Source organism: Bacillus sp. CH30_1T (genome assembly GCF_008364765.1).
GTDB lineage: Bacteria > Bacillota > Bacilli > Bacillales > Bacillaceae_B > Rossellomorea.
The window spans coordinates 34,852-60,612 of record NZ_VTUY01000018.1 but is presented as its reverse complement, the minus strand read 5'-3'; the positions used below and the strand labels follow the sequence as shown (position 1 = coordinate 60,612).

Annotated in this window: 25 protein-coding genes, 2 rRNA genes and 2 other annotated features; all 27 genes read left to right on the top strand. The window is 42.1% G+C overall.

Going from position 1 to position 25,761, the window contains the following annotated elements:
* Window positions 1–185: ribosomal RNA gene (locus F0342_RS23480) — 23S ribosomal RNA — on the top strand; the annotation flags it as partial.
* 103 nt (window positions 186–288) lie between these two features.
* A 5S ribosomal RNA gene (gene rrf, locus F0342_RS23475) occupies window positions 289–405 on the top strand.
* 649 nt (window positions 406–1,054) lie between these two features.
* Window positions 1,055–1,519 carry a CtsR family transcriptional regulator gene (locus tag F0342_RS23470; RefSeq protein ID WP_395940721.1) on the top strand — a complete coding sequence of 155 codons (465 nt, stop codon included), beginning with the start codon at window positions 1,055–1,057 and terminating at the stop codon, window positions 1,517–1,519.
* Between the two features lie 19 nt (window positions 1,520–1,538).
* Window positions 1,539–2,087, top strand: coding sequence for a protein-arginine kinase activator protein McsA (gene mcsA, locus F0342_RS23465; protein ID WP_148996548.1), 549 nt, complete (start codon window positions 1,539–1,541; stop codon window positions 2,085–2,087).
* Complete coding sequence (gene mcsB / locus F0342_RS23460; protein ID WP_149158162.1) at window positions 2,084–3,166, top strand: protein-arginine kinase McsB; 1,083 nt, start codon at window positions 2,084–2,086, stop codon at window positions 3,164–3,166. Before mcsA ends, mcsB begins: the two co-directional genes overlap by 4 nt.
* 1 nt (window position 3,167) lies before the next feature.
* On the top strand, window positions 3,168–5,633 hold the full coding sequence (clpC, locus tag F0342_RS23455; protein WP_149158161.1) for an ATP-dependent protease ATP-binding subunit ClpC: 2,466 nt from the start codon (window positions 3,168–3,170) through the stop codon (window positions 5,631–5,633).
* A gap of 457 nt (window positions 5,634–6,090) precedes the next feature.
* Window positions 6,091–7,467, top strand: a complete 1,377-nt coding sequence (radA, locus tag F0342_RS23450; protein ID WP_149158160.1) for a DNA repair protein RadA — start codon at window positions 6,091–6,093, stop codon at window positions 7,465–7,467.
* Between the two features lie 3 nt (window positions 7,468–7,470).
* Window positions 7,471–8,544, top strand: a complete 1,074-nt coding sequence (disA, locus tag F0342_RS23445; protein WP_149158159.1) for a DNA integrity scanning diadenylate cyclase DisA — start codon at window positions 7,471–7,473, stop codon at window positions 8,542–8,544.
* 215 nt (window positions 8,545–8,759) lie between these two features.
* Window positions 8,760–9,851, top strand: a complete 1,092-nt coding sequence (locus tag F0342_RS23440) for a PIN/TRAM domain-containing protein (RefSeq protein ID WP_149158158.1) — start codon at window positions 8,760–8,762, stop codon at window positions 9,849–9,851.
* Between the two features lie 73 nt (window positions 9,852–9,924).
* Complete coding sequence (gene ispD / locus F0342_RS23435; protein ID WP_149158157.1) at window positions 9,925–10,629, top strand: 2-C-methyl-D-erythritol 4-phosphate cytidylyltransferase; 705 nt, start codon at window positions 9,925–9,927, stop codon at window positions 10,627–10,629.
* Window positions 10,622–11,098 (top strand): 2-C-methyl-D-erythritol 2,4-cyclodiphosphate synthase, encoded by a 477-nt coding sequence (gene ispF / locus F0342_RS23430; protein ID WP_149158156.1) that lies wholly within the window; start codon window positions 10,622–10,624, stop codon window positions 11,096–11,098. Before ispD ends, ispF begins: the two co-directional genes overlap by 8 nt.
* A gap of 87 nt (window positions 11,099–11,185) precedes the next feature.
* Window positions 11,186–12,643, top strand: coding sequence for a glutamate--tRNA ligase (gene gltX, locus F0342_RS23425; protein WP_149158155.1), 1,458 nt, complete (start codon window positions 11,186–11,188; stop codon window positions 12,641–12,643).
* 43 nt (window positions 12,644–12,686) lie between these two features.
* Window positions 12,687–12,908 (top strand) — a binding site (T-box leader).
* A 78-nt stretch (window positions 12,909–12,986) separates the two neighbouring features.
* Window positions 12,987–13,637 carry a serine O-acetyltransferase gene (gene cysE / locus F0342_RS23420; RefSeq protein WP_149158154.1) on the top strand — a complete coding sequence of 217 codons (651 nt, stop codon included), beginning with the start codon at window positions 12,987–12,989 and terminating at the stop codon, window positions 13,635–13,637.
* Window positions 13,634–15,034 carry a cysteine--tRNA ligase gene (gene cysS, locus F0342_RS23415; protein WP_149158153.1) on the top strand — a complete coding sequence of 467 codons (1,401 nt, stop codon included), beginning with the start codon at window positions 13,634–13,636 and terminating at the stop codon, window positions 15,032–15,034. Before cysE ends, cysS begins: the two co-directional genes overlap by 4 nt.
* The gene (locus tag F0342_RS23410; protein WP_149158152.1) at window positions 15,034–15,453 is read left to right on the top strand and encodes a Mini-ribonuclease 3; all 420 of its coding nucleotides are present in this window, start codon (window positions 15,034–15,036) and stop codon (window positions 15,451–15,453) included. Before cysS ends, F0342_RS23410 begins: the two co-directional genes overlap by 1 nt.
* A 2-nt stretch (window positions 15,454–15,455) precedes the next feature.
* Entirely contained in the window at window positions 15,456–16,199 is a 744-nt protein-coding gene (gene rlmB / locus F0342_RS23405) for a 23S rRNA (guanosine(2251)-2'-O)-methyltransferase RlmB (RefSeq protein WP_149158151.1), read from the top strand.
* Between the two features lie 6 nt (window positions 16,200–16,205).
* A complete protein-coding gene (locus tag F0342_RS23400) occupies window positions 16,206–16,715 on the top strand; it encodes an NYN domain-containing protein (RefSeq protein ID WP_149158150.1) in 510 nt (169 codons plus the stop codon).
* A gap of 68 nt (window positions 16,716–16,783) precedes the next feature.
* Complete coding sequence (sigH, locus tag F0342_RS23395; protein WP_395940720.1) at window positions 16,784–17,437, top strand: RNA polymerase sporulation sigma factor SigH; 654 nt, start codon at window positions 16,784–16,786, stop codon at window positions 17,435–17,437.
* A gap of 72 nt (window positions 17,438–17,509) precedes the next feature.
* On the top strand, window positions 17,510–17,656 hold the full coding sequence (rpmG, locus tag F0342_RS23390; protein WP_079534455.1) for a 50S ribosomal protein L33: 147 nt from the start codon (window positions 17,510–17,512) through the stop codon (window positions 17,654–17,656).
* Window positions 17,657–17,704: 48 nt separating this feature from the next.
* Complete coding sequence (secE, locus tag F0342_RS23385) at window positions 17,705–17,884, top strand: preprotein translocase subunit SecE (protein ID WP_044340513.1); 180 nt, start codon at window positions 17,705–17,707, stop codon at window positions 17,882–17,884.
* A gap of 169 nt (window positions 17,885–18,053) precedes the next feature.
* Window positions 18,054–18,587, top strand: a complete 534-nt coding sequence (gene nusG, locus F0342_RS23380; RefSeq protein ID WP_098353402.1) for a transcription termination/antitermination protein NusG — start codon at window positions 18,054–18,056, stop codon at window positions 18,585–18,587.
* Between the two features lie 175 nt (window positions 18,588–18,762).
* Window positions 18,763–19,188 carry a 50S ribosomal protein L11 gene (rplK, locus tag F0342_RS23375; RefSeq protein WP_032085258.1) on the top strand — a complete coding sequence of 142 codons (426 nt, stop codon included), beginning with the start codon at window positions 18,763–18,765 and terminating at the stop codon, window positions 19,186–19,188.
* 119 nt (window positions 19,189–19,307) lie between these two features.
* Window positions 19,308–20,009: a 50S ribosomal protein L1 gene (gene rplA / locus F0342_RS23370; RefSeq protein ID WP_148971231.1), complete on the top strand. Its 702-nt coding sequence runs from the start codon at window positions 19,308–19,310 to the stop codon at window positions 20,007–20,009.
* A gap of 51 nt (window positions 20,010–20,060) precedes the next feature.
* Window positions 20,061–20,205, top strand: a sequence feature (ribosomal protein L10 leader region).
* A gap of 42 nt (window positions 20,206–20,247) precedes the next feature.
* The gene (rplJ, locus tag F0342_RS23365; RefSeq protein ID WP_149158149.1) at window positions 20,248–20,748 is read left to right on the top strand and encodes a 50S ribosomal protein L10; all 501 of its coding nucleotides are present in this window, start codon (window positions 20,248–20,250) and stop codon (window positions 20,746–20,748) included.
* Between the two features lie 57 nt (window positions 20,749–20,805).
* On the top strand, window positions 20,806–21,165 hold the full coding sequence (gene rplL / locus F0342_RS23360) for a 50S ribosomal protein L7/L12 (protein WP_148971233.1): 360 nt from the start codon (window positions 20,806–20,808) through the stop codon (window positions 21,163–21,165).
* 156 nt (window positions 21,166–21,321) lie between these two features.
* Window positions 21,322–21,930, top strand: coding sequence for a class I SAM-dependent methyltransferase (locus F0342_RS23355; RefSeq protein ID WP_149158164.1), 609 nt, complete (start codon window positions 21,322–21,324; stop codon window positions 21,928–21,930).
* Between the two features lie 232 nt (window positions 21,931–22,162).
* Window positions 22,163–25,720 carry a DNA-directed RNA polymerase subunit beta gene (rpoB, locus tag F0342_RS23350; RefSeq protein ID WP_148971235.1) on the top strand — a complete coding sequence of 1,186 codons (3,558 nt, stop codon included), beginning with the start codon at window positions 22,163–22,165 and terminating at the stop codon, window positions 25,718–25,720.
* Window positions 25,721–25,761: the final 41 nt, after the last annotated feature.

Here is a 25,761-nt window from a genome sequence, read left to right as displayed (position 1 = left end):
CTGGGTAGCTATGTGCGGAAGGGATAAGTGCTGAAAGCATCTAAGCATGAAGCCCCCCTCGAGATGAGATTTCCCATCACGTATGTGAGTAAGATCCCTAGAAGATGACTAGGTAGATAGGTCAGAGATGGAAGCATGGCGACATGTGGAGTTGACTGATACTAATCGATCGAGGACTTAACCACAAAGAGTCATTTTTTAAATGAACAACAATTGGTCGGTATTCGGCTTTCTTGATATCAATTCTTTATCTAGTTTTGAAGGAACAACCCTTCAATTGAATATTCGTCTGGTGATAATGGCGAAGAGGTCACACCCGTTCCCATGCCGAACACGGAAGTTAAGCTCTTCAGCGCCGATGGTAGTTGGGGGATCTCCCCCTGTGAGAGTAGGACGTCGCCAGGCAAATGTGAAAAGAGTAGCTCATTGAGTTACTCTTTTTTGTGGTTTGAATTTATAAGATTGTAGATTGAACATCAATCCATCAATCCCCTATACAGCTAAGCTTTGGAAAAAATAATTTAATTAGTTGATAATCATACGAGAGGTTAGGTGATGATTGGTAAAAGACGCATAACACGAAAAAATGACGCAATAATATCCGAAAACGACGCAATTACCACGAATCCACGACTATAAACACTCAGTTCACCTCTGAAAAAACCCAGCTTTGATACAAAAAAAGCATTTTCTATATTCCCCACCGACGACTAGCCACAACTTTTAGGAAACGATCCATCCAAATTAATATATTTTTACTCTTCATCCATCACAACACCACCACAATATCCTCTACACTCATCCATCACATTACAAATCGGCTCTCCCTCCAAACATCCCATCCCTAAAAACAACTCCCAGCCCTTACCACCACACTTCCCAATAAAATCTCAATGCCCCATTTTCTTATTTCTATCCAACAATCTCACATTTCCACGTTTAAAACCTTCCTAAAACAGGAAAACTTCTAAGGTTATACTTCATAATTGCAAAGTTTAAAACACGGTTGTATAATTATAGTCAAATATAGTCAAAGTCAAAATGAGGAGGAGGTTTGATGAGGAACATATCCGACATCATTGAACGTTATTTGAAGAATGTTTTAGAACTGAATGAAAGTGAGATAGTCGAGATTAAAAGAAGTGAGATCGCTGATAAGTTTCAATGTGTTCCTTCTCAAATTAATTATGTGATCAATACCCGGTTTACGATAGAACGAGGGTATGTAGTAGAAAGTAAACGAGGTGGCGGGGGCTACATCCGAATCATGAAGGTGAAGGCACACGATCAAGTTCATCTTATTGACCAGCTAGTAGCCTTAATAACACAGACCATCAGTCAGAATACGGCGGCAGATATTGTGTTTCGATTGGTGGAAGAGGATATTATTTCTGAGCGGGAAGCGAAGATTATGCTGAGCGTAATGGACCGTTCGGTGATCATGGTGGATTTACCTGAACGGGATGTATTGAGGGGAAGAATGCTCAGAGCCATGCTGGATACATTGAAGTATGAGTAAGTTTTGAGAGGTGAGTAGGATGGTTTGTCAAGAGTGTAATGAAAGACCTGCAACCCTTCATTTTACCAAGGTGATAAATGGGGAAAAGACAGAGGTTCATTTGTGTGAACAATGCGCTCAGGATAAGGGTGAAATGTTTATGTTTGATTCTTCTTCCGGGTTCTCTGTGAACAACCTATTGGCAGGTCTTCTTAATATAGCCCCTGCATTTAAGCAGGCAAAAGAAACAGAAATTCCAAAGACAGAGGTATTACAGTGTGAAAAGTGTAAAATGACTTTTCAGCAATTCATTAATGTAGGACGCTTCGGCTGTGCTCATTGCTATGAAACGTTTAAAGATGAACTAACTCCTCTTTTAAAGCGTGTTCATAGTGGCAATGTAGAGCACCACGGAAAGGTTCCGGAACGCATGGGTGGAGCCATTCACATCAAGAAAAAGATTCAGCAGTTGAAATCGGATCTGCAAACGATGATTGCGGATGAAGAGTTTGAAAAAGCAGCAGAGATACGAGACGAAATTCGCTCCCTGGAGAAAGATGTCCATAAAGAGGGGGGAGATAAAGGATGAGTCTGGAGAAATTTTTACAAAATGCTGTTAGCTCCTGGATGAATGAAGAAGGACCGAATTCAGATATTGTCCTTAGTTCACGGGTCCGGCTCGCAAGAAACATGACGGACTTTCGTTTTTCCACTTTATATTCTTCTGAAGAAGCTGAAGAGATCGTGGATCGCGTGAAGGATAAGCTCTCTTTATACCCAGAGAATTTAGGAGAATTAGAATTTTTAGCTACAAGTGAGATTCAGCCTCTCCAAAAGAGGGTATTGATGGAGAAACACCTTATTAGTCCTAACTTAGCTGAAGACACGAATTATGGGGCCGTCCTTCTATCCAGTGAAGAAGATATTAGCATAATGGTAAACGAAGAGGACCATATTCGAATACAGTGTTTATATCCAGGGTTGCAATTGAAGGAAGCTTTACAGAGAGCGAATCAGATTGATGATTGGTTTGAAAGTGAATTTGATTTTGCTTTTGATGAGAAACATGGGTATTTAACGACCTGTCCCACTAATGTGGGGACAGGACTTAGAGCTTCCGTAATGATGCACTTGCCTGGTCTGGTTCTGACTCAGCAATTAAATCGTATCATTCCTGCCATTAACCAATTAGGTCTGGTGGTAAGAGGGATATATGGAGAAGGCAGCGAGGCGTTAGGGAATATCTTTCAGATTTCGAATCAAACGACACTTGGTAAATCAGAGGAAGATATTGTGGAAGATTTATTGAGTGTTGTGAAGCAGATCATTGACAAAGAACACTCGGCACGGGACGCATTAGTTAAAACGTCTAACATACAATTAGAAGATAGGATCTTTCGTTCACTTGGCGTGCTGGAGTACAGTAGAATTATCGAGTCCAAGGAAGCAGCGAAGTGTTTATCGGATGTCAGACTTGGTATAGATTTAGGATACATCAAAGTCATATCTAAGAATATATTGAATGAACTAATGATTTTAACCCAACCTGGATTTTTACAACAATATTCTGGAGGTCCATTGAGACCAAATGAAAGAGATATAAGAAGGTCTTCTTTGATTCGGGAGCGAATTAAGTTAGATAAGGATACATGTGAGGAGGAAAAATAATATGATGTTTGGTCGATTTACAGAAAGAGCACAAAAGGTATTAGCATTAGCTCAAGAAGAAGCTATTCGTCTGTCGCACAGTAATATTGGTACTGAACATATTTTATTGGGACTTGTCCGCGAAGGTGAAGGGATTGCCGCTAAAGCACTTACGGCGTTGGGACTGAGCCCTGAAAAGATTCAGAAAGAAGTGGAAGGATTGATCGGAAAAGGTACCGAGAAATCTCAAACGATCCATTATACACCCCGAGCGAAGAAAGTGATTGAGCTTTCTATGGATGAGGCTCGTAAACTGGGTCACTCATATGTAGGAACGGAACATATTTTATTAGGGTTGATTCGTGAAGGTGAAGGAGTAGCCGCTCGTGTACTTGGTAATCTTGGAGTCAGCTTAAATAAAGCAAGACAGCAGGTATTGCAGTTACTTGGCAGCAATGATTCAAGTAACCACCAGGGTGGAGGAAATGCAAATGCCAATACGCCTACCCTTGATAGCTTAGCCCGTGACTTGACGTCGATTGCCCGTGAAGGCAGTTTAGATCCGGTAATAGGACGAAGCAAAGAAATTCAGCGTGTCATTGAAGTGCTAAGTCGACGTACGAAGAATAACCCGGTGCTGATCGGTGAGCCTGGTGTAGGTAAGACCGCAATTGCAGAGGGTCTTGCACAGCAGATCATTGCCAATGAGGTTCCTGAGATTCTTCGGGACAAACGCGTCATGACCCTGGATATGGGTACAGTGGTAGCCGGTACGAAATATCGTGGGGAATTCGAGGATCGATTAAAGAAAGTAATGGATGAAATCCGTCAAGCAGGAAACATCATCCTGTTTATCGATGAGCTTCACACATTAATCGGAGCAGGTGGGGCTGAAGGTGCGATTGATGCGTCAAACATCTTAAAACCATCTCTTGCTCGGGGTGAATTACAGTGTATCGGTGCAACGACATTAGATGAATACCGTAAATATATTGAAAAGGATGCTGCGTTAGAGCGCCGGTTCCAACCAATCCAAGTCAATGAGCCAACGGCAGAAGAGTCCGTTCAGATTCTTAAAGGATTACGCGATCGTTATGAAGCTCATCACCGCGTGTCGATTACAGATGAAGCGATTGATGCGGCAGTGAAACTTTCTGATCGTTACATTTCAGACCGCTTCTTACCGGATAAGGCGATTGATTTAATTGATGAAGCTGGTTCTAAGGTGCGTTTACGTTCTTATACAACGCCGCCAAACTTGAAAGAACTTGAAGCCAAGCTGGAAGAAATCCGCAAAGAGAAGGATGCAGCGGTTCAAAGCCAGGAGTTTGAAAAAGCAGCTTCTCTAAGAGATTCAGAACAAAAGCTTCGTGAAGAGCTGGATGAAACGAAGAACACATGGAAAGAAAAACAAGGACAGGAAAATACAGAAGTGACCGTTGAAGATATTGCGAAAGTTGTATCGAACTGGACAGGAGTACCGGTATCTAAGCTTGCTCAAACGGAAACGGATCGCTTACTTAAATTAGAGGAAATCCTCCATTCCAGAGTCATCGGTCAATCTGAAGCAGTCGTAGCGGTGTCGAAAGCAGTTCGTCGTGCAAGAGCGGGGCTGAAAGATCCGAAGCGTCCGATTGGTTCCTTTATCTTCTTAGGACCGACAGGAGTGGGGAAAACAGAGCTTGCCCGTGCATTGGCGGAATCTATGTTCGGTGACGAGGATGCCATGATTCGTATTGATATGTCCGAGTACATGGAGAAACATTCGACTTCCCGTTTAGTAGGGTCTCCTCCAGGGTATGTAGGGTATGAAGAAGGCGGCCAGTTAACGGAGAAAGTTCGCCGTAAACCGTATTCCGTCGTTCTATTGGATGAAATTGAAAAAGCACACCCAGATGTATTTAACATTCTTCTGCAAGTCTTGGAAGATGGTCGATTGACGGATTCTAAAGGAAGAACGGTAGACTTTAGAAACACGGTGTTAATTATGACATCTAACGTTGGTGCCCAGTCCCTTAAGAGCAATAAATATGTTGGGTTCAATATTCAAGATGGAAAACAGGATTATAAGGATATGAAAGGCAAGGTAATGGAGGAGCTGAAACGAGCGTTCCGACCAGAGTTCCTTAACCGTATCGATGAAATCATTGTGTTCCATTCCCTTGAAAAAGACCACTTAAAAGAGATTGTGACCTTGATGTCCAACCAATTGACAAACCGCTTGAAAGAGCAGGATATTCATTTAGAGCTTTCAGTTGCTGCTAAAGAAAAAATTGCAGATGAAGGATTCGATCCTGAATACGGTGCGCGTCCACTGCGTCGTGCCATTCAAAAACATGTAGAGGATAGACTGTCTGAAGAGCTATTAAGAGGCAAGGTACTGACAGGACAGAATATATTAATCGATGTAGAAGATAGTGAGTTTGTTGTGAAGGTAAAAGAAGCAGAAGCAGAAGCAGAAGCAGAAGCAGCTAATACTACTACTTAATACAAGAGGTATAAAAGAGGTACACGTATTTTTTTTTCGTGTACCTCTTTTATAATAATAGAGCTTTTCCTGGGCAACTTGTCGGGCCTGAGCAAGCCGGCTGCGCTTTTCTGATTGTCTAGCTCCGCTGGCTAGAGGCTCGAGGTCATAAGCCAAGTTAACCAAAAAGGCAAAAAGCGCCTTTCCGGTTTACTCGTCTTATGCTTGTCGCCTCTGAACAAGCCACCTGCGATTTTCTGATTGTCTAGCTCCGGTGGCTAGTCCCTCGAGGTCATAAGTCAAGCTCGCCAAAAAGGCAAAGACCGCCTTTTCAGCGAGCTGCCTTATGCTTGTCTGGCCTGATCAAGCCACCTGCGCTTTTCTTGTAACCATTACATAAAACCGTTACAATCATTCCAAAAGGGTATTTATATGGAATGGTTAGAGTACAAATAGAGTAAAAGAGGAGAAGAATAGATTGGCAAAGAAAAAGACAAAGTTTGTATGTTCATCATGTGGATATGAGTCTGCTAAATGGATGGGGAAATGTCCAGGATGTAACGAGTGGAACACGATGGTGGAAGAGGTTGAGATGACTGGAAAGAAGCCTCGTGGGTCGTTTATGCATTCTGAAAATAGCGGGCCAACTAAAGCAGAGAAGCTTATCTCAATCGAAACAAAGCAAGAACCAAGAGTATTGACCGAGTCAAAAGAGCTGAATCGGGTGTTGGGTGGAGGAGTCGTTCCGGGATCACTTGTGTTGATCGGTGGAGATCCGGGAATCGGTAAATCTACTTTATTGCTCCAGGTTTCTGCCCAGCTGGCTGATCAAAAGCAGAAGGTTTTATATATATCCGGAGAAGAATCCATCAAGCAAACAAAACTTCGGGCAGATCGATTACATGTGAAATCCGATGATCTATATATATATGCAGAAACAAATCTTGAGTTGATTCATCAGACGATTGAACAGATTTCACCTGATTTTGTCATCATCGACTCGATTCAAACGATTTTTCACCCTGAAGTGACGTCTGCTCCAGGCAGTGTTTCTCAGGTAAGGGAATGTACAGCGGAATTAATGAGAATAGGGAAAACAAAAGGCATCGCCATCTTTATTGTAGGGCATGTTACAAAAGAAGGATCAATTGCAGGGCCTCGTTTATTGGAGCATATGGTTGATACCGTGCTTTATTTTGAAGGGGAGCGTCATCATTCGTATCGTATTTTAAGGGCCGTAAAGAATCGCTTTGGGTCGACGAACGAGATGGGGATTTTTGAAATGAAGGAGCTTGGCTTGGAGGAAGTCGCAAATCCTTCTGAGATATTCCTGGAGGAGCGCTCCCAAGGCGCGGCAGGCTCAACGGTCGTTGCTTCCATGGAAGGTACAAGACCTGTTCTAGTGGAGATACAAGCCCTTGTCACTCCGACCAGCTTCAATAACCCGCGACGGATGGCAACAGGGATTGATCATAGTCGTGTTTCACTCATTATGGCCGTATTGGAGAAACGGGCAGGAATGCTATTGCAGCAGCAGGATGCCTATCTGAAAGTGGCAGGTGGAGTTAAACTGGATGAACCGGCGATTGATTTGGCCGTAGCAGCGAGTATTGCGTCGAGTTTTCGTGATAAAGCGTCAAGTGCCCACGATTGTATCATTGGAGAAGTCGGTTTGACAGGTGAAATAAGAAGGGTTTCGAGGATTGAGCAACGTGTTCAGGAAGCAGCTAAACTAGGCTTTAAACGTGTGATTATTCCCCAAAATAACATAAGTGGGTGGCAGCCGCCTTCTGATATAGAGGTCACAGGAGTATCAAATATAAACGAAGCGCTGGCTATTATTTTAGGAGGATAGGAAATGGAAGATAAGAAGGCAAGAGAGAAGTCCATGTCGGATATTTTACAATTCGTTGCTCCTGGTGCCCCGATCAGGGATGGCATTGATAATGTGCTGAGAGCCAATACAGGGGGACTCATTGTTGTTGGCTACAATGATAAGGTGAAGTCTGTACTGGACGGCGGATTTCATATCAATTGCGCTTTTTCTCCTAGCTATCTATATGAGCTGGCCAAGATGGATGGGGCCATCATCCTGAATGAAGCGGGTACGAAGATTATTTTGGCCAATGCACAGCTGGCTCCCGATGTGTACGTTCCTTCCACTGAAACTGGAATGAGACACCGTACGGCTGAGCGGGTTGCAAGACAGACCAATGCCCTTGTTATCGCCATCTCTCAACGGAGGAACGTCATCACCCTGTATCAAGGTAACTTTCGATATGCATTAAAGGACATCTCTGTCATCTTGACGAAGGCCAACCAGGCGATTCAAACATTGGAGAAGTATAAGGTGGTTTTGGATCAGAGCATTTCTAATTTATCAGTGCTGGAGTTTGAGGAGCTTGTGACACAAAGCGACTTGCTGCAAGTACTTCATCGATTCGAGATGGTTTTAAGGATAAAAAACGAGTTATTGACCTATTTAAGCGAGTTGGGTGTTGAAGGCAGGTTGATCCGCCTTCAGATGAATGAGCTATTGGCGGATATTGAAGATGAGGCGATGCTCATTATAAGGGATTATTCCCAGGAAAGAAATATAAAGCCGTTCGAACTCCTCTATAAATTTCAGGAGCTTGTTCATTCAGAGGTATTAGAGGATAACGTCCTATTAAAACTATTAGGCTATCATGGGTATGTTCATCACGATGATGCCATCTACCCAAGAGGATATCGCGTGTTGAATAAAATTCCCCGGTTACCGATTGTGATCATAGAAAATCTAATAACAAGGTTCGAAACCCTCCCTCATGTAGTGAGTGCTTCAGTGGATGATTTGGATGACGTGGAAGGAATCGGAGAGGTCAGGGCACGGAAAATCAAAGAGGGATTAAAACTGATCAAAGAACAAACGTTTGCTGATCGACAGTTATAGGTATGTGGTCCTGTATGTGCCATATATGGTATAATTGAAGCATTTTCAAAAAATTGACAGTCTCTATAAGACATGTTAGCCTTCACTTAAGGAAGCTAGTTAAGATGGGATAAGTATATCAAAATGGTTTCCATTTTATTAAATTTGAAATTTTCAAGGGCTAAGACGTTTCAAAAATAGTAAATTGTTTATAATGAATAGGAGGAGGTGAGGGAATGTTAAAAAGAATCGTTCAAGCGTGCTTCCTTATCGTCGGGGGAACACTAGGGATTTTTCTTCTTCCCGAATTATTTACCGTCATAAATTTATCAGACATTCCTTTAATAAATAACCCTTATATGACTGCTATATTTGGTGCCATAATCTTTTATATTCTTACGTTTTGGGCAGTCGAGTATGTCGTCAATTTCGTCAAGTGGTTTGAAGATAGTTTAGTAAAAGCTCCAGTAACGGATCTGTTATTTGGCAGTTTAGGACTTATTATCGGTCTTTTTGTTGCGTATCTGTTTGGGATCCCTTTCAATCAAATGGAGATTCCGATTGTCAACACAGTGGTTCCGATTCTATTAACGTTGCTTCTTGGATATTTAGGATTTCAAGTTGGCTTTAAGAAAAGGGATGAGCTGGTCGGTTTGTTTGGTACCTCAAATAGGGGTAAGAAAAAAGGGACTGACGAAGATTCTGATGAGGTTGGTGTGAAAACCCTGAAGATACTGGATACGAGTGTGATTATCGATGGACGTATCGCAGATATCTGCCAAACTGGATTCTTAGAAGGAATTGTTGTGATTCCACAGTTCGTGCTGGAAGAGCTTCAGCATATTGCGGATTCTTCAGACGTGTTAAAACGAAACCGAGGACGACGCGGGCTTGATATCCTGAATCGAATTCAAAAGGAGCTACCTGTAGAGGTTCAGATTTATGAAGGTGACTTTGATGAAATTCAGGAAGTTGATTCGAAGCTGGTGAAATTAGCGAAGCTTACGAATGGGATCGTTGTCACGAATGATTTCAACTTGAACAAAGTATGCGATCTTCAAGGTGTACAAGTATTGAATATCAATGATTTAGCTAACGCCGTTAAGCCTGTTGTATTACCTGGAGAAGAATTGAAGGTTCAGGTAATCAAAGACGGGAAAGAACATAACCAAGGGATCGCCTATCTCGATGATGGAACGATGATCGTTGTAGAAGAAGGACGCAATTATATCGGCAAGTACATCGATGTACTTGTAACATCTGTTCTTCAAACCTCTGCAGGCCGGATGATCTTTGCCAAGCCCAAACAATTAGAAAAAGCTTTATAAGTAATCATTGCCCTGACTCTATTTGGGTAAGGTATAATAAATAGTATTACTCGAGTGTTAAAGGAGTTATCGTATGGAATATGAAGTTGTCATTCCGGCTGCAGGGCAAGGGAAACGAATGAAAGCGGGCAAGAACAAACTGCTCCTCGAGCTGAATAGCTGTCCAGTCATTATTCATACACTGCGCGTTTTTGAACATGACTTCCATTGTCAGGGAATCTATTTAGCGATTCATCCATCTGAGCGGAATGCGTTCAAGAGTTTATTAGACCTTTTTGGTATTACAAAGGTCGTTAAGCTTGTAGATGGTGGGGAAGAAAGACAGCATAGTGTATACAATGCATTGCTTGAGGTTGATCATGAAATTGTTCTTGTGCATGACGGAGCAAGACCATTTATTAAAGAATCCACGATTCACCAATTAGTAGAAAAAACCCAATCAACAGGAGCTGCCATTGCTGCTGTTCCTGTTAAAGATACGATTAAAAAAGTACTGGATGGGGAAGTCGAGGAAACGATTGAACGCTCAAGCTTGTGGATGGTTCAAACTCCACAAGCTTTTCGTGTTTCATTGTTGAAAAGAGCGCACGGGGAAGCGGAGCAAGATGGTTTTCTTGGAACAGACGATGCTTCTCTAGTGGAACGAATGGATGTTGAGGTTGCTGTTGTTGAGAGTGATTATGACAATATTAAACTGACGACACCTGAGGACTTATATTTCGCTGAGGCCATTTTGAAGAAGCAAGAGGAAATGAGTGGAGGAGACAACCATGTTTAGGATCGGACAAGGTTTTGATGTTCATAAATTAGTAGAAGAGAGACCTCTTATTATGGGAGGTATAACGATACCATATGAAAAGGGATTATTAGGTCATTCAGACGCAGATGTATTATTACATGCTGTAGCAGATGCATGTTTGGGGGCTGTTGCTGCAGGGGATATCGGCAAGCATTTCCCAGACACAGATCCTGAGTTCAAGGATGCAGATTCAGCAAAGCTTCTTGAGCATGTGTGGGCTCTTGTGAAAGAGGAAGGGTATGAATTAGGGAATATTGATTGCACGATCATTGCGCAGAAACCGAAGATGGCTCCTTATATTGATGCAATGAGACAAAGCATCGCAACGTTATTAGAAGCAGATATAACTCAAGTGAACGTAAAAGCCACCACCTCTGAGCAGCTTGGTTTTACCGGGAGAGGCGAAGGGATCGCAGCGCAAACAACAGTGTTGATCAAAAAGAAGTAAGGGGACAAATTTGCTTTATTCCCTTTCATAACGGTGTTAAAATAGGTCAGAGACTTTAATGCAGGAATACAAAGAGGAGGAAACCAAATGACAAAAGAAGTACGCGTCCGTTATGCTCCAAGTCCAACGGGTCATTTACATATTGGTAATGCAAGAACCGCTTTATTTAACTATCTATACGCTCGAAGTGTAGGTGGAAAGTTCATCATCCGTATTGAAGACACGGATAAGAAACGTAATATTGAAGGCGGAGAAGAAAGTCAGCTTAAATATCTTCAATGGCTTGGAATCGATTGGGACGAAAGCGTAGATAAGCCTGGTGACTATGGCCCTTATCGCCAATCAGAGCGTAACCATATTTATGAGCAGTATCTAAACGAGCTGCTGGAAACAGGACAAGCGTATAAGTGCTACTGTACGGAAGAAGAGCTTGAAGCTGAACGAGAAGCGCAATCAGCATCAGGTCAAATGCCCCGCTACTCCGGGAAATGTCGCAACCTGACGAAAGAAGAGCAAGAACGATTAGCAGCAGAGGGCCGTCAACCGAGCATTCGTTTCCGTGTTCCTGCAGGAAAGGTCTATTCTTTCAATGATATCGTGAAAGAAGATGTAGCCTTCGAGTCAGACGGGATCGGTGATTTTGTCATTGCAAAAAAAGACGGAACGCCAACGTATAACTTTGCCGTTGCAGTAGATGATTATCTAATGAAAATTTCACACGTTCTACGTGGGGAAGATCATATTTCCAATACGCCAAAACAATTAATGGTTTTTGAAGCTCTTGGATGGGAAGCCCCCGTCTATGGACATATGACATTAATCGTTAATGAAAGCCGTAAAAAGCTAAGTAAGCGTGATGAAAGTATCATTCAGTTCATCGAGCAATACGAAGCATTAGGTTATTTACCGGAAGCTTTATTCAACTTTATTGCGTTACTAGGCTGGTCTCCAAAAGGAGAAGAAGAGCTATTTTCTAAAGATGAGTTTATAGAAATCTTTGACCCTGAGCGTCTATCAACTTCTTCTGCTCTGTTTGATAATCAGAAGCTTACATGGATGAACAATCAGTACATGAAGAATCTTGACTTAAGTCAAGTTGTGGAGCTATCCCTTCCCCACTTAATCAGTGCGGGTAAACTGGATGAGAATATGTCAGACGAGCAGCGTGAATGGGCGAGTCGTGTCATCTCTTTATACCAGGAACAAATGAGCTTCGGTGCTGAAATCGTAGAGCTGTCTGAAATGTTCTTCAAGGTAGATCTTGAATATGATGAGGATGCCAAAGCGGTCTTGGAAGAAGAGCAGGTTCCTGAAGTTCTTCAAGCCTTCTTGAATGAAATCGAAGCTCTTGAAAATTATGAAGCGGCAGAAATTAAATCGTCTATCAAGGCGGTGCAAAAGTCGACTGGTCATAAAGGGAAAAAGCTGTTTATGCCGATTCGTGTAGCCGTAACAGGTCAGACTCACGGTCCTGAATTGCCGAATGCGATTGAGCTTTTAGGGAAAGATACCGTTAAACATCGTCTGCAAATTCTTTTAGGTTAACATTTTGGATGTTATGTAATATAGTAAGAGTATCACAATAAATGATATCGCGTTGATGAGGAGAAGTAAGAAAAGGATGCTTAATAGAGAGAACCATCACCGGCTGAAAGTGGTTTAAGCCCCTCCGATTCTGAAATGCACCTCTGAGCCCGTTACTGAAATATAGTAGGTAAAGGCGGTTTCCTACCGTTAACAGGATTTGAGTTGGAGAAGGTTGTTTTTCTTTTCAATCAGAGTGGAACCGCGCTACCTAAGCGTCTCTGTCATTTTATTGACAGGGGCGTTTTTTTATTTTCTGACCAACCCGCCAGCGCTTTTATTTTTTCGAAGAGAGGGGATCCGAATGTTTAAGTCATTTAAGGAAGATATAGAAGTAGTGTTTGATCAGGATCCGGCAGCGAGGAATTATCTCGAGGTCATCCTTACGTATTCGGGTCTTCATGCCATTTGGGCCCACCGCATTGCCCATGCTTTTTTCAAAAGGAAGTTCTTTTTTATCGCTCGCGTTATTTCACAGGTAAGCCGCTTTTTCACCGGTGTTGAGATTCACCCGGGGGCAAAGATCGGCCGCCGATTCTTTATTGATCATGGGATGGGAGTCGTGATTGGTGAAACGTGTGAAATCGGAGATAATGTTACGCTCTTTCAAGGGGTGACCCTTGGTGGAACAGGCAAAGAAAAAGGGAAGCGGCACCCTACGATTCAGGATAATGCCCTTATCGCCACGGGAGCGAAAGTATTAGGATCGATTGTAGTTGGGGAAAATTCTAAGGTAGGGGCTGGATCGGTCGTGCTAAAAGATGTTCCTCCCAACTCAACCGTCGTCGGTATTCCCGGGAAGGTCGTCATTCAGGATGGCATCAAGATACAGAAGGATCTGAATCACTGTGATCTCCCGGATCCGATGAATGATCGTATGAAACAACTGGAAATGGAATTGAACGAGGTAAAATCATTATTAAGGGAATATGAAGGAAGGAGTCGATCATATTGACGATTCGTTTATATAACACATTGACAAGAAAAAAAGAGGAATTCAAACCCCTGGAAGAGGGTAAAGTTAAAATGTATGTGTGTGGGCCGACGGTTTATAACTATATTCATATAGGAAATGCACGCCCTGCCATTGTCTTTGATACGGTGAGACGCTATTTGGAATACAGAGGGTATGATGTTCAATTTGTCTCTAACTTCACAGATGTGGATGATAAATTGATTCGGGCGGCAAAGGAGCTGGGAGTGGATGTTCCGACGGTTGCCCAGCGCTTTATCCAGGCGTACTTTGAAGATACCGGAGCACTTGGATGCAAGAAAGCGGATGTTCATCCGACTGTAACAGACAATATTGATACCATCATTGATTTTATCTCTGCTCTTGTTGAAAAAGGGTTTGCTTACGAATCACAAGGCGACGTTTATTATCGTACAAGAAAGTTTGATGGCTACGGTAAGCTTTCTCATCAGCCGATCGATGAGCTTAAAGCAGGTGCCCGCATAGACGTAGGGGATAAAAAAGACGATGCTCTTGATTTCGTATTATGGAAAGCAGCGAAAGAAGGGGAAATTTCTTGGGAAAGCCCTTGGGGTGAAGGCCGTCCCGGCTGGCATATTGAGTGCTCTGCCATGGCAAAGCGCTACTTGGGGGATACCATCGATATTCACGCCGGGGGCCAGGATTTAACCTTCCCTCATCACGAGAATGAAATCGCACAATCAGAAGCACTTACAGGTAAGCCATTCGCAAAGTACTGGATGCACAATGGATATATAAATATTGATAATGAGAAAATGTCTAAATCACTTGGGAATTTTGTATTGGTTCATGACATCATTAAAGAACAGGATCCACAAGTCCTTCGTTTCTTTATGCTATCTGTTCATTACCGTCACCCTATCAACTACAATTTAGAGCTTCTTCAAAATGCAGAGTCCGCTTTAGATAGAATTAAGACTGCTTATGAGAACTTGGAGCACCGTAAGGAATCAAGTACAGACTTAACGGATAACAACCGGGAATGGCTGGACAAAATCGCTGGGTTGAAAGTGCAGTTCATCTCTGAGATGGATGATGATTTTAACACAGCTAACGGAATTTCCGTATTATTCGAATTATCCAGGCAAGCCAATTATTATTTGATGGAGAAGAATACAGCTACAGAAGTCATTGATGCGTTCTTGAGCCAATTCGAAGATTTCTTCTCTGTCCTGGGACTAAGCCTTCAGGAAGCAGAACTGTTGGATGAAGAAGTGGAAGAACTGATCGAAAAACGCATTCAGGCACGTAAAGATCGTAACTTCCAATTAGCAGATGAAATTCGTGACACGTTAAAAGAGATGAATATCATCCTGGAAGATACTCCTCAAGGCATTCGCTGGAAAAGAGGATCTTAATGCTTCACGAGATAAATGAACAAATCGATGCGAAACAAATCAATGCACTTGCGCTGGCTTATATGGGGGATGCTGTATATGAAACGCATGTAAGACAGCTCCTATTAACAAAAGGAAAGATCAAACCGAATCAGCTGCACAGAGCGGCGACGAAGTATGTGTCTGCTAAAGCTCAAGCGGCAATTCTCAAAACGTTATTCGATCAGGACGTCTTAACGGAAGAAGAGATTTCGATTGTCAAGCGTGGCCGGAATGCAAAATCCGGGACAACGCCAAAAAACACAGATGTACAAACGTATAAACACAGCACTGCTTTTGAGGCGCTTATTGGATATTTGTTTTTACTTAATCGGACAGAACGATTAGAGGAACTGTTGAAGATGATATTTGAACAAGCCCAGGCAGGAAAGGAGGAGTAGAAATGAGTAAAGATTTTATCGGAGGAAGAAATCCGGTTATAGAAGCATTGAAGTCAGGAAGGGATATCAATAAGATTTGGATTGCAGAAGGTTCTCAGAAAGGCTCCATCCAGCAAATTGTTGGACTTGCTAAAGAATCGAATGTGATGGTTCAATACGTACCTAAGAAGAAGATTGAACAAATGGTACTGGAAAACCATCAAGGGGTCGTGGCCTCTGTAGCTGCTTATCAGTATGCGGAAATCGATGATTTGTTTCATAGAGCCGAAAAAAATGGGGAAGATCCATTCATACTGATCCTGGATGAATTAGAGGATCCTCATAATCTGGGTTCGATCATGAGAACAGCGGATGCTGCAGGTGCCCATGGAATCATCATCCCGAAGAGGAGAGCGGTAGGGCTTACGTCAACGGTAGCGAAAGCATCCACGGGCGCCATTGAGCACATTCCGGTTGCACGTGTAACCAACCTTTCGAGAGCGGTTGATGAACTGAAAGAACGTGGTGTATGGGTGGCAGGAACCGATGCGAAAGGAAAGCAGGATTTCCGCCAGTTGGATGGTACGCTGCCTATCGGCTTAATTATCGGAAGCGAAGGTAAGGGGATGAGCCGAATACTCAGGGATAAATGTGATTTCCTTGTTCAGTTGCCAATGATCGGTCATGTAACATCATTAAACGCTTCGGTGGCAGCTAGTATTTTAATGTATGAGGTCTATCGTAAACGCCACCCGTTGGGAGAATAGAGAGAGATGGATATTCTCCTAGTGGATGGCTATAACATAATCGGTGCCTGGTCAGAGCTGAATGAGTTGAAACATAAAGATTTGGCCGCAGCAAGAGATCGCCTTGTAGAACTAATGGCAGAATATCAAGGATATACGGGCTACCGGGTCATTGTCGTGTTTGATGCTTATTACGTTCAGGGGATTGCCCGTAAATATAGAAATTATAAGGTGGAAGTCATTTTCACGAAAGAAAATGAAACAGCGGATGAACGCATTGAAAAATTAGCCATAGAGTTAAGTAATATCAAAACTCAAATTCATGTAGCGACTTCTGATTTCACGGAGCAATGGGCGATTTTTGGTCAGGGAGCCCTCCGTAAATCAGCAAGGGAGCTTCTTACGGAAGTAAAAGTCATCGAAAAAAAGATCGAAAGAAAAGTACGGAATTCAAGTGATAAAAGGCCCGCTTCCAAGATCCAATTATCAGATGAAATTGCTGAAATTTTCGAAAAATGGCGCCGCGGGGAACAATGAGAGGTTGACGATTGAATTTTCTGTAATGTATAATATTTCTATCTATTGTTTTGCGCGGGGGGATGTGTGTGAGCAATATCACCAGGACAGAAGCATTTGATAATCGATTAGAAGGCATGGATGATGAAGAGATAATAGAAGCCGTCCATCAGGGTCACAGCGAAGCGTTAGATTTTTTAATCAGGAAATATCGTAATTTTGTAAGGGCGAAAGCCCGCTCGTATTTTTTAATTGGGGCAGATAAGGAAGATATCGTCCAAGAGGGTATGATTGGATTATACAAAGCGATCCGTGATTATAAAGAGGACAAGCTGACTTCTTTTAAAGCGTTTGCGGAACTTTGTATCACAAGACAAATCATTACAGCCATTAAGACCGCCACGAGACAGAAGCATATACCGTTGAATTCTTATGTTTCATTGGATAAGCCCATTTATGATGATGAGTCAGACCGAACGCTCTTAGATGTTATTTCAGGTGCGAAAGTAATGGATCCGGAAGCGCTAATTATCAACCGTGAAGAATTCGATAATATGGAAGACAAGATGGCTCAGTTATTAAGTGATCTTGAGAGGAAAGTCCTAGCTCTTTATTTAGACGGGCAATCCTATCAGGAGATTTCTGAAGAACTGAACCGCCATGTGAAATCCATCGACAATGCCTTGCAGCGAGTGAAGAGAAAGCTTGAACGATACTTGGAAGTTCGCGAAATAACGATGTAAAGTCATATTGACACAAATTGGTGGTCGTGTTATTTTTGATAGGACTTACTATGGATAGTATAGGTGGAATATATGACTACTAAATTAATACTTGCTTGTACGGTGTGTGGTTCCAGGAATTATAGTGTACCGGGTAATCGTAATCAAGCAGTTCGATTAGAATTAAAGAAATTCTGTAATACATGTAATGCTCACACCCTACACAAAGAAACAAAATAGTGGAGCACCAAGTCTTGCGTATTGATATTAGTTGGAGGTTACAAACGGATGTTTAAATTCTTTCGCAATGTTGCATCAGAAATGAGAAAGGTCAGCTGGCCTAAACGTAAAGAGTTAACACGCTATACGATTACCGTTATTACAACAGTTGTATTTGTTGCCCTTTTCTTTGCTGTCATTGACCTGGGCATCTCAGAACTTATGCGATTGATCATTGGTTCTAAGTAAGAGAAACATAGAATTAGTTGTATATATACCGTGAAAGCATGGTATAATGAATGTTAATAGAGTACATGACCTTAGAGCCCGTTATCTTTTTACGGGTTTTTTCATTTGGAGAAAAAGGCAAAAGAGTATTCTTAAATAGCGAGGAGGGACGGACGTTTAGTCCTATTAAATGGAGAAGAATTGGTATGTAGTTCATACTTATTCAGGATACGAGAATAAGGTTAAAGCAAACCTTGAGAAACGTGTAGAAACGATGGGGATGCAAGACAAAATCTTCCGCGTGATCGTACCTGAAGAAGAAGAAACAGATTTTAAGAACGGTAAGAAGAAAGTCGTTAAGAAGAAAGTATTCCCTGGTTACGTGATTGTTGAAATCGTCATGACGGATGATTCCTGGTATGTTGTACGTAATACACCTGGAGTTACCGGATTTGTCGGTTCATCGGGATCCGGATCAAAGCCTACTCCGTTACTGCCGGAAGAAGTAACAAACCTTCTGAAGCAAATGGGCATGACAGAGAAAAAGGTAGAGATCGACTTCGAATTAGGAGAAACAGTAAAAGTAAACGAAGGTCCGTTTGCTAACTTCACTGGCTCAATCGAAGAGATAGATAATGCGAAAGCAAAAGTGAAAGTCCATGTTAATATGTTTGGCAGAGATACCCCGGTAGAACTGGATTTCTCCCAAATTGATAAATTATAATGGAAAAGAACTTGAAATCATTCTGAAAAAATGGTACTATTTCATAAGTCAGTGCGTCTCCACAAAGAGATACTGAAACTAATAGACGTTCTTTATGTTGATAAAGACATTTTTTACATGAGTGGGAGGGTGAAAAACCCAATAACCACATCACGGACTTAAGGAGGTGTGTCTCGTGGCTAAAAAAGTTATCAAAATGGTTAAATTGCAGATTCCTGCCGGTAAAGCTAATCCAGCTCCACCAGTTGGTCCTGCACTAGGTCAAGCAGGTGTTAACATCATGGGATTCTGTAAGGAATTCAATGCTCGTACAGCAGATCAAGCTGGCTTAATCATTCCTGTTGAAATTACGGTATTTGAAGACCGTTCATTTACATTCATCACAAAAACTCCACCCGCTGCAGTTTTACTTAAAAAAGCAGCTGGTATCGAGTCTGGTTCAGGCGAACCGAACAGCAAGAAAGTGGCAACACTTAAACGCGACAAAGTACGTGAAATTGCTGAAACAAAAATGCCTGACTTAAATGCAGCTAGTGTTGAATCAGCTATGCGCATGGTAGAAGGAACTGCGCGCAGCATGGGTATCGTCATCGAAGACTAATCCCTGCTTCGTTAAAGGTCCTGTTGAACGAGGTTGCGATGATGAAATGTACGTTTCACTCGCAACCTTATTTCGTGGGAGGTTATTCCGCTAAAACCACATATAGGAGGAAATATAAAATGGCAAAAAAAGGTAAAAAGTTTCTTGAAGCTCAAAAGCTTGTAGATCGTACTACAGCTTACTCAGTTGAAGAAGCAATCGAACTAGTTAAGAAAACAAATTTCGCTAAGTTTGACGCGACGATCGAAGTAGCGTTCCGCTTAGGTGTAGATACTCGTAAAAACGACCAGCAAATCCGTGGAGCAGTTGTGCTTCCGCACGGAACTGGTAAAACTCAAAAAGTTCTTGTATTCGCTAAAGGCGATAAAGCAAAAGAAGCAGAAGCTGCTGGCGCTGATTTCGTAGGTGATGCAGAGCTTATCAACAAAATCAACCAAGGTTGGTTCGAGTTCGACGTAATCGTAGCAACTCCGGACATGATGGGTGAAGTTGGTAAACTTGGTCGTGTATTAGGACCTAAAGGATTAATGCCAAACCCTAAAACTGGAACAGTTACTTTCGACGTAACAAAAGCTGTTAATGAAATCAAAGCAGGTAAAGTTGAATACCGTGCTGACAAATCAGGTAACGTTCACGTTCCTGTTGGAAAGATTTCATTCGACAACGACAAGCTTGTTGAAAACTTTGCTACAATGTATGAAACAATGCTTAAAGTTAAACCTGCTGCTGCAAAAGGAACTTACATGAAAAACGTTTCTGTAACTTCCACTATGGGACCTGGCGTTAAAGTCGATCCTTCATCTTTCGCAGTTAAGGCATAATTTGGTATTGACTTACTAGGGACTAGTGATTATAATTAGTTCTGTTGTTAAAAAACGAATACATTTGTACCGTAGACAGTAGGTGCTCGTTAAGAGCTTAATGCCCTGCCGAGGTAATTGCGATAAAATAACCGCTTATAGCGTGTTTGCAATGCCCTTATGTCTACCTTGATATAAGGGCATTTTTTATTGGATGACGGTATAAATGTTCATCAGTCAATCTACAGGAGGTGTAATGATGAGCAGCATTCTAGAACAAAAGAAACATATCGTTGGAGAAATCTCTGACAAGCTAAAAAACAGCGTATCTACAATCGTTGTAGATTACCGTGGTCTTGATGTTTCCGAAGTAACTGAGCTTCGTAAACAACTTCGTGAAGCTGGCATCGACTTCAAAGTGTACAAAAACACTATGGTACGTCGTGCGGCAGAAGAAGCTGGTCTTGAAGGGTTAAACGAATTCTTAACTGGTCCTAACGCAATCGCGTTCAGCAGTGAAGAAGTAGTTGCACCTGCAAAGATTCTTAACAGCTTTGCTAAAGAACACGAAGCGCTTGAAATCAAAGCGGGTGTCATCGAAGGAACAATCACTTCAGTTGAGGATGTTAGAGCAATCGCTGAACTTCCAAGCCGCGAAGGACTTCTTTCTATGCTACTCAGCGTGCTTCAAGCACCAATGCGCAACTTTGCATTGGCAACAAAAGCCGTTGCAGATCAAAAAGAAGAGCAAGGCGCGTAAGTTAAAGCAAGTCGTTTAAATAAAAATTAAGCACACATTACAAGGAGGAAATTTAAAATGAGTAAAGAGCAAATCATTGACGCGATTAAAGAAATGTCAGTTCTTGAATTAAATGATCTAGTTAAAGCAATCGAAGAAGAATTCGGAGTAACTGCTGCTGCACCTGTAGCTGTAGCTGCTGGTGGCGGAGAAGCTGCTGCAGAAAAAACTGAATTCGACGTAATCCTTGAGAGCGCTGGATCTCAAAAAATCAAAGTTATCAAAGTTGTTCGTGAAATCACAGGTCTTGGCCTTAAAGAAGCGAAAGAAGTTGTTGATAACACTCCAAAAGCTCTTAAAGAAGGTATTTCTAAAGAGGAAGCTGAAGAACTTAAAGCTAAACTTGAAGAAGTTGGAGCTGGCGTAGAAGTTAAGTAATGATTGTATAGATGAAAAGCTCGCTATATTTGGCGGGCTTTTTTCTTGTCTGGCTTCTAACAGAATTTAAACATGGATGTTTATCGTCTGTTATCTTCAGTCCATTTGGGCATGATGGTTAATAGACGTGATGTAAGAATGGATGGAGATGATATAATGACCAATCACTATTATTCTCATAACCCTGATGTAGAGAGTAACCCCCAAACGATCACCTTTGAGTTGAGAGGACATGCGTTCCGTTTCAAAACGGATCAAGGTGTTTTCTCGAAGAAGGAGGTTGACTTTGGTTCTAGAGCTTTGATTGAAACGTTTGAATTACCTGGCGTAACGGGTCCGTTACTGGATGTCGGTTGTGGGTATGGTCCGATCGGTTTGTCTTTAGCGAAAGAAAATGATGATCGTATGGTTCATATGATTGATGTAAATGAGAGAGCGTTGTCTTTAGCGAAAGAAAATGCTAGAGGGAATAAAGTTCAAAACGTGTGCATCTATCAAAGTGACCGATATACGAATGTCGTTGAAACGGAATTTGCGGCCATTTTAACGAACCCGCCGATAAGAGCAGGGAAAGAAACGGTTCATTCGATACTTGAAACTAGTTATGACTACCTGAAGGAGAATGGTGAATTGTGGGTCGTTATTCAGAAGAAACAAGGTGCTCCGTCTGCCATAGATAAAATGGAAGAGCTGTTTTCAAATGTAGAAATAGTCGCTAGAAAAAAGGGATACTACATCTTGAAATCGGTAAAAGAAATCCGTTGACGTAGCATTACTGCTATGATAACATTATAAAATGCAAAAATATTATTTTCCGGTATTATGTCCATATGTATACATATTGGATAAATTGGAAAAGATTATAAAATAATAGTTCGTCATATGAAAATGAGGTTTTATCATTAAAACCCTTTTTCTTTTTGTCTTGTGTAGAGTAGCATTCCTACTTGAAGGCATATAGACACAACCAAAACGCTTGATTTGAGGGGTGAATCAGTTGACAGGTCAACTAGTTCAGTATGGACGACACCGCCAACGCAGAAGTTTTGCGCGTATCAGTGAAGTTTTAGAATTACCGAATTTAATCGAAATTCAAACTTCCTCGTATCAATGGTTTCTTGATGAGGGGTTAAGAGAAATGTTCCGTGACATTTCTCCGATTGAGGACTTCACTGGTAATCTCTCTTTGGAATTCATTGACTATAGTCTGGGAGAGCCAAAGTACTCGGTGGAAGAATCAAAGGAAAGAGATGTTACTTACTCTGCACCGCTTAGAGTGAAAGTCCGTCTTGTGAACAAGGAAACAGGAGAAGTGAAAGATCAAGACGTATTTATGGGTGACTTCCCATTAATGACAGACACAGGTACTTTTGTCATTAATGGTGCTGAGCGCGTTATCGTATCTCAGCTAGTACGTTCACCTAGTGTTTACTTTAGCGGAAAAGTAGATAAGAACGGAAAGAAAGGGTTTACTGCTACCGTTATACCAAACCGCGGAGCTTGGCTTGAGTATGAAACAGATGCGAAAGATGTTGTATATGTGCGAATTGATCGAACTCGCAAACTACCGGTAACGGTTCTTTTACGTGCCCTTGGGTTTGGCTCTGATCAAGAAATCATCGATTTGATCGGTGATAATGAGTACATTCGTAACACGCTCGAGAAAGACAACACGGAAGGTATCGACAAGGCATTGCTCGAGATTTACGAGCGTCTGCGTCCAGGAGAGCCTCCTACAGTAGAAAATGCTAAAAGTTTACTCGTTTCTCGTTTCTTTGATCCTAAGCGTTATGACTTAGCAAACGTTGGACGTTACAAAATGAACAAAAAGCTTCACATTAAGAACCGTTTATTCGGTCAAACTCTAGCAGAAACTCTAGCAGATCCGGAAACGGGTGAGATTCTGGCGGAGAAAGGCACGGTTCTTGATCGTCGCGCTCTGGATAAGGTTATTCCTTATTTAGAAAATGGCATCGGGTTTAAAAACTACCAACAGTCTGGTGGCGTGTTAGAAGAAGACGTCGTTCTTCAATCTATCAAAATCTATTCTCCTAACGAAGAGGGAGAATTTGAGATTAATGTCATCAGCAATGCGTATGTTGAAGAAGAGGTTAAGTACATTACACCTGCAGATATCATCTCTTCTATTTCTTACTTCTTTAACTTATTACATGGAGTAGGACTAACGGATGATATTGACCATTTAGGTAACCGTCGTTTACGTTCTGTAGGTGAATTGCTTCAAAACCAATTCCGTATCGGTTTATCACGTATGGAGCGTGTAGTTCGTGAAAGAATGTCCATTCAGGACACGAACACGATCACACCTCAGCAACTGATTAACATCCGTCCGGTAATCGCATCAATTAAAGAGTTCTTTGGAAGCTCTCAATTGTCTCAATTTATGGATCAAACGAATCCTCTTGCAGAATTAACGCACAAACGTCGTCTTTCTGCTTTAGGACCTGGTGGATTAACGCGTGAACGTGCAGGATTCGAAGTACGTGACGTACATTACTCCCACTATGGTCGTATGTGTCCGATTGAAACGCCTGAGGGACCAAACATCGGACTGATCAACTCACTTTCTTCATTTGCGAAAGTGAATAAATTCGGCTTTATCGAAACGCCGTATCGTCGTGTTGACCCTGATTCAGGGAAAGTAACCGATCGTATCGATTACTTGACGGCAGACGAAGAAGATAACTATGTAGTGGCACAAGCAAACGCGCGTCTTGGTGATGACGGAGCATTCCTTGATGAAGAAGTCATCGCTCGCTTCCGTGGTGAAAACACGGTTATCAAACGTGAACGTCTGGACTACATGGATGTATCTCCTAAACAAGTAGTATCAGCTGCGACAGCATGTATTCCTTTCTTGGAGAACGATGACTCTAACCGTGCTCTTATGGGAGCGAACATGCAGCGTCAAGCAGTACCTTTAATGAATCCGGAATCACCGATTGTCGGAACGGGTATGGAACACGTATCTGCGAAAGACTCCGGTGCAGCTGTGATTTGTAAATATGAAGGTATTGTAGAAAAGGTTGAAGCGAAACAAGTTTGGGTACGTCGTGTGAAAGAAATCGACGGTCAAGAAGTAAAAGGTGACCTCGATAAATATCGTATGCAGAAATTCATCCGTTCTAACCAGGGTACATGTTACAACCAGCGTCCGATCGTAAGTGAAGGTGACCGGGTAGTTAAAGGAGAAATCCTTGCTGATGGTCCTTCAATGGAAAAAGGTGAACTCGCCTTAGGACGTAACGTAATGGTTGGATTCATGACTTGGGACGGTTACAACTATGAAGATGCGATCATCATGAGTGAGCGTCTTGTAAAAGACGATGTATATACTTCAATTCATATTGAAGAATATGAGTCTGAGTCCCGTGATACGAAATTAGGACCTGAAGAAATCACCCGTGATATTCCAAACGTTGGTGAAGATGCACTTCGCAATCTTGATGAGCGTGGAATCATCCGCATCGGTGCTGAAGTGAAAGATGGCGACTTACTTGTCGGTAAAGTAACGCCTAAGGGTGTAACGGAGTTGACTGCTGAAGAACGCCTGTTACATGCAATCTTCGGTGAGAAAGCTCGTGAAGTCCGGGATACATCACTTCGTGTACCACATGGTGGGGGAGGAATCATCCTCGATGTCAAAGTCTTCAATCGTGAAGACGGCGATGAATTACCACCAGGTGTAAACCAGCTTGTACGTGTATACATCGTTCAGAAGCGTAAGATTTCTGAAGGGGACAAAATGGCTGGTCGTCACGGTAACAAAGGTGTTATCTCAAGGATCCTTCCTGAAGAAGACATGCCGTTCTTACCAGACGGTACACCGATCGATATCATGTTGAACCCATTAGGGGTACCATCACGTATGAATATCGGACAGGTGCTTGAACTTCACTTAGGTATGGCAGCAAGATATCTTGGTGTACATGTCGCTTCACCGGTATTTGATGGAGCGCGTGAAGAAGACGTATGGGCAACCATCGAAGAAGCCGGTATGGCACGTGATGCGAAAACCGTTCTTTATGATGGTAGAACAGGTGAACCGTTTGATAACCGTGTATCAGTGGGAATCATGTATATGATCAAACTTGCACACATGGTCGATGACAAACTTCACGCACGTTCAACAGGTCCTTATTCACTTGTTACGCAGCAACCGTTGGGTGGTAAAGCTCAATTCGGTGGACAGCGTTTCGGTGAGATGGAGGTATGGGCACTTGAAGCTTATGGTGCTGCTTATACTCTGCAAGAAATTCTGACGGTTAAGTCTGATGATGTTGTGGGTCGTGTGAAAACATACGAAGCCATTGTCAAAGGTGAAAACGTTCCTGAACCGGGAGTTCCGGAATCATTCAAAGTTCTGATCAAAGAGCTTCAAAGTTTAGGTATGGATGTTAAGATCCTCTCTAGTAACGAAGAAGAAATTGAAATGCGTGACTTAGAGGATGAAGAAGAAGTACAACAAGCAGACACGCTAAATATCTCTGAATCTAATGCACAAGAATCCGAGACAGTAGGGTCGAAAGAATAAATTTAGAGCAATTAGGGTTAGAGCCTGTAGATTAAAAGGGA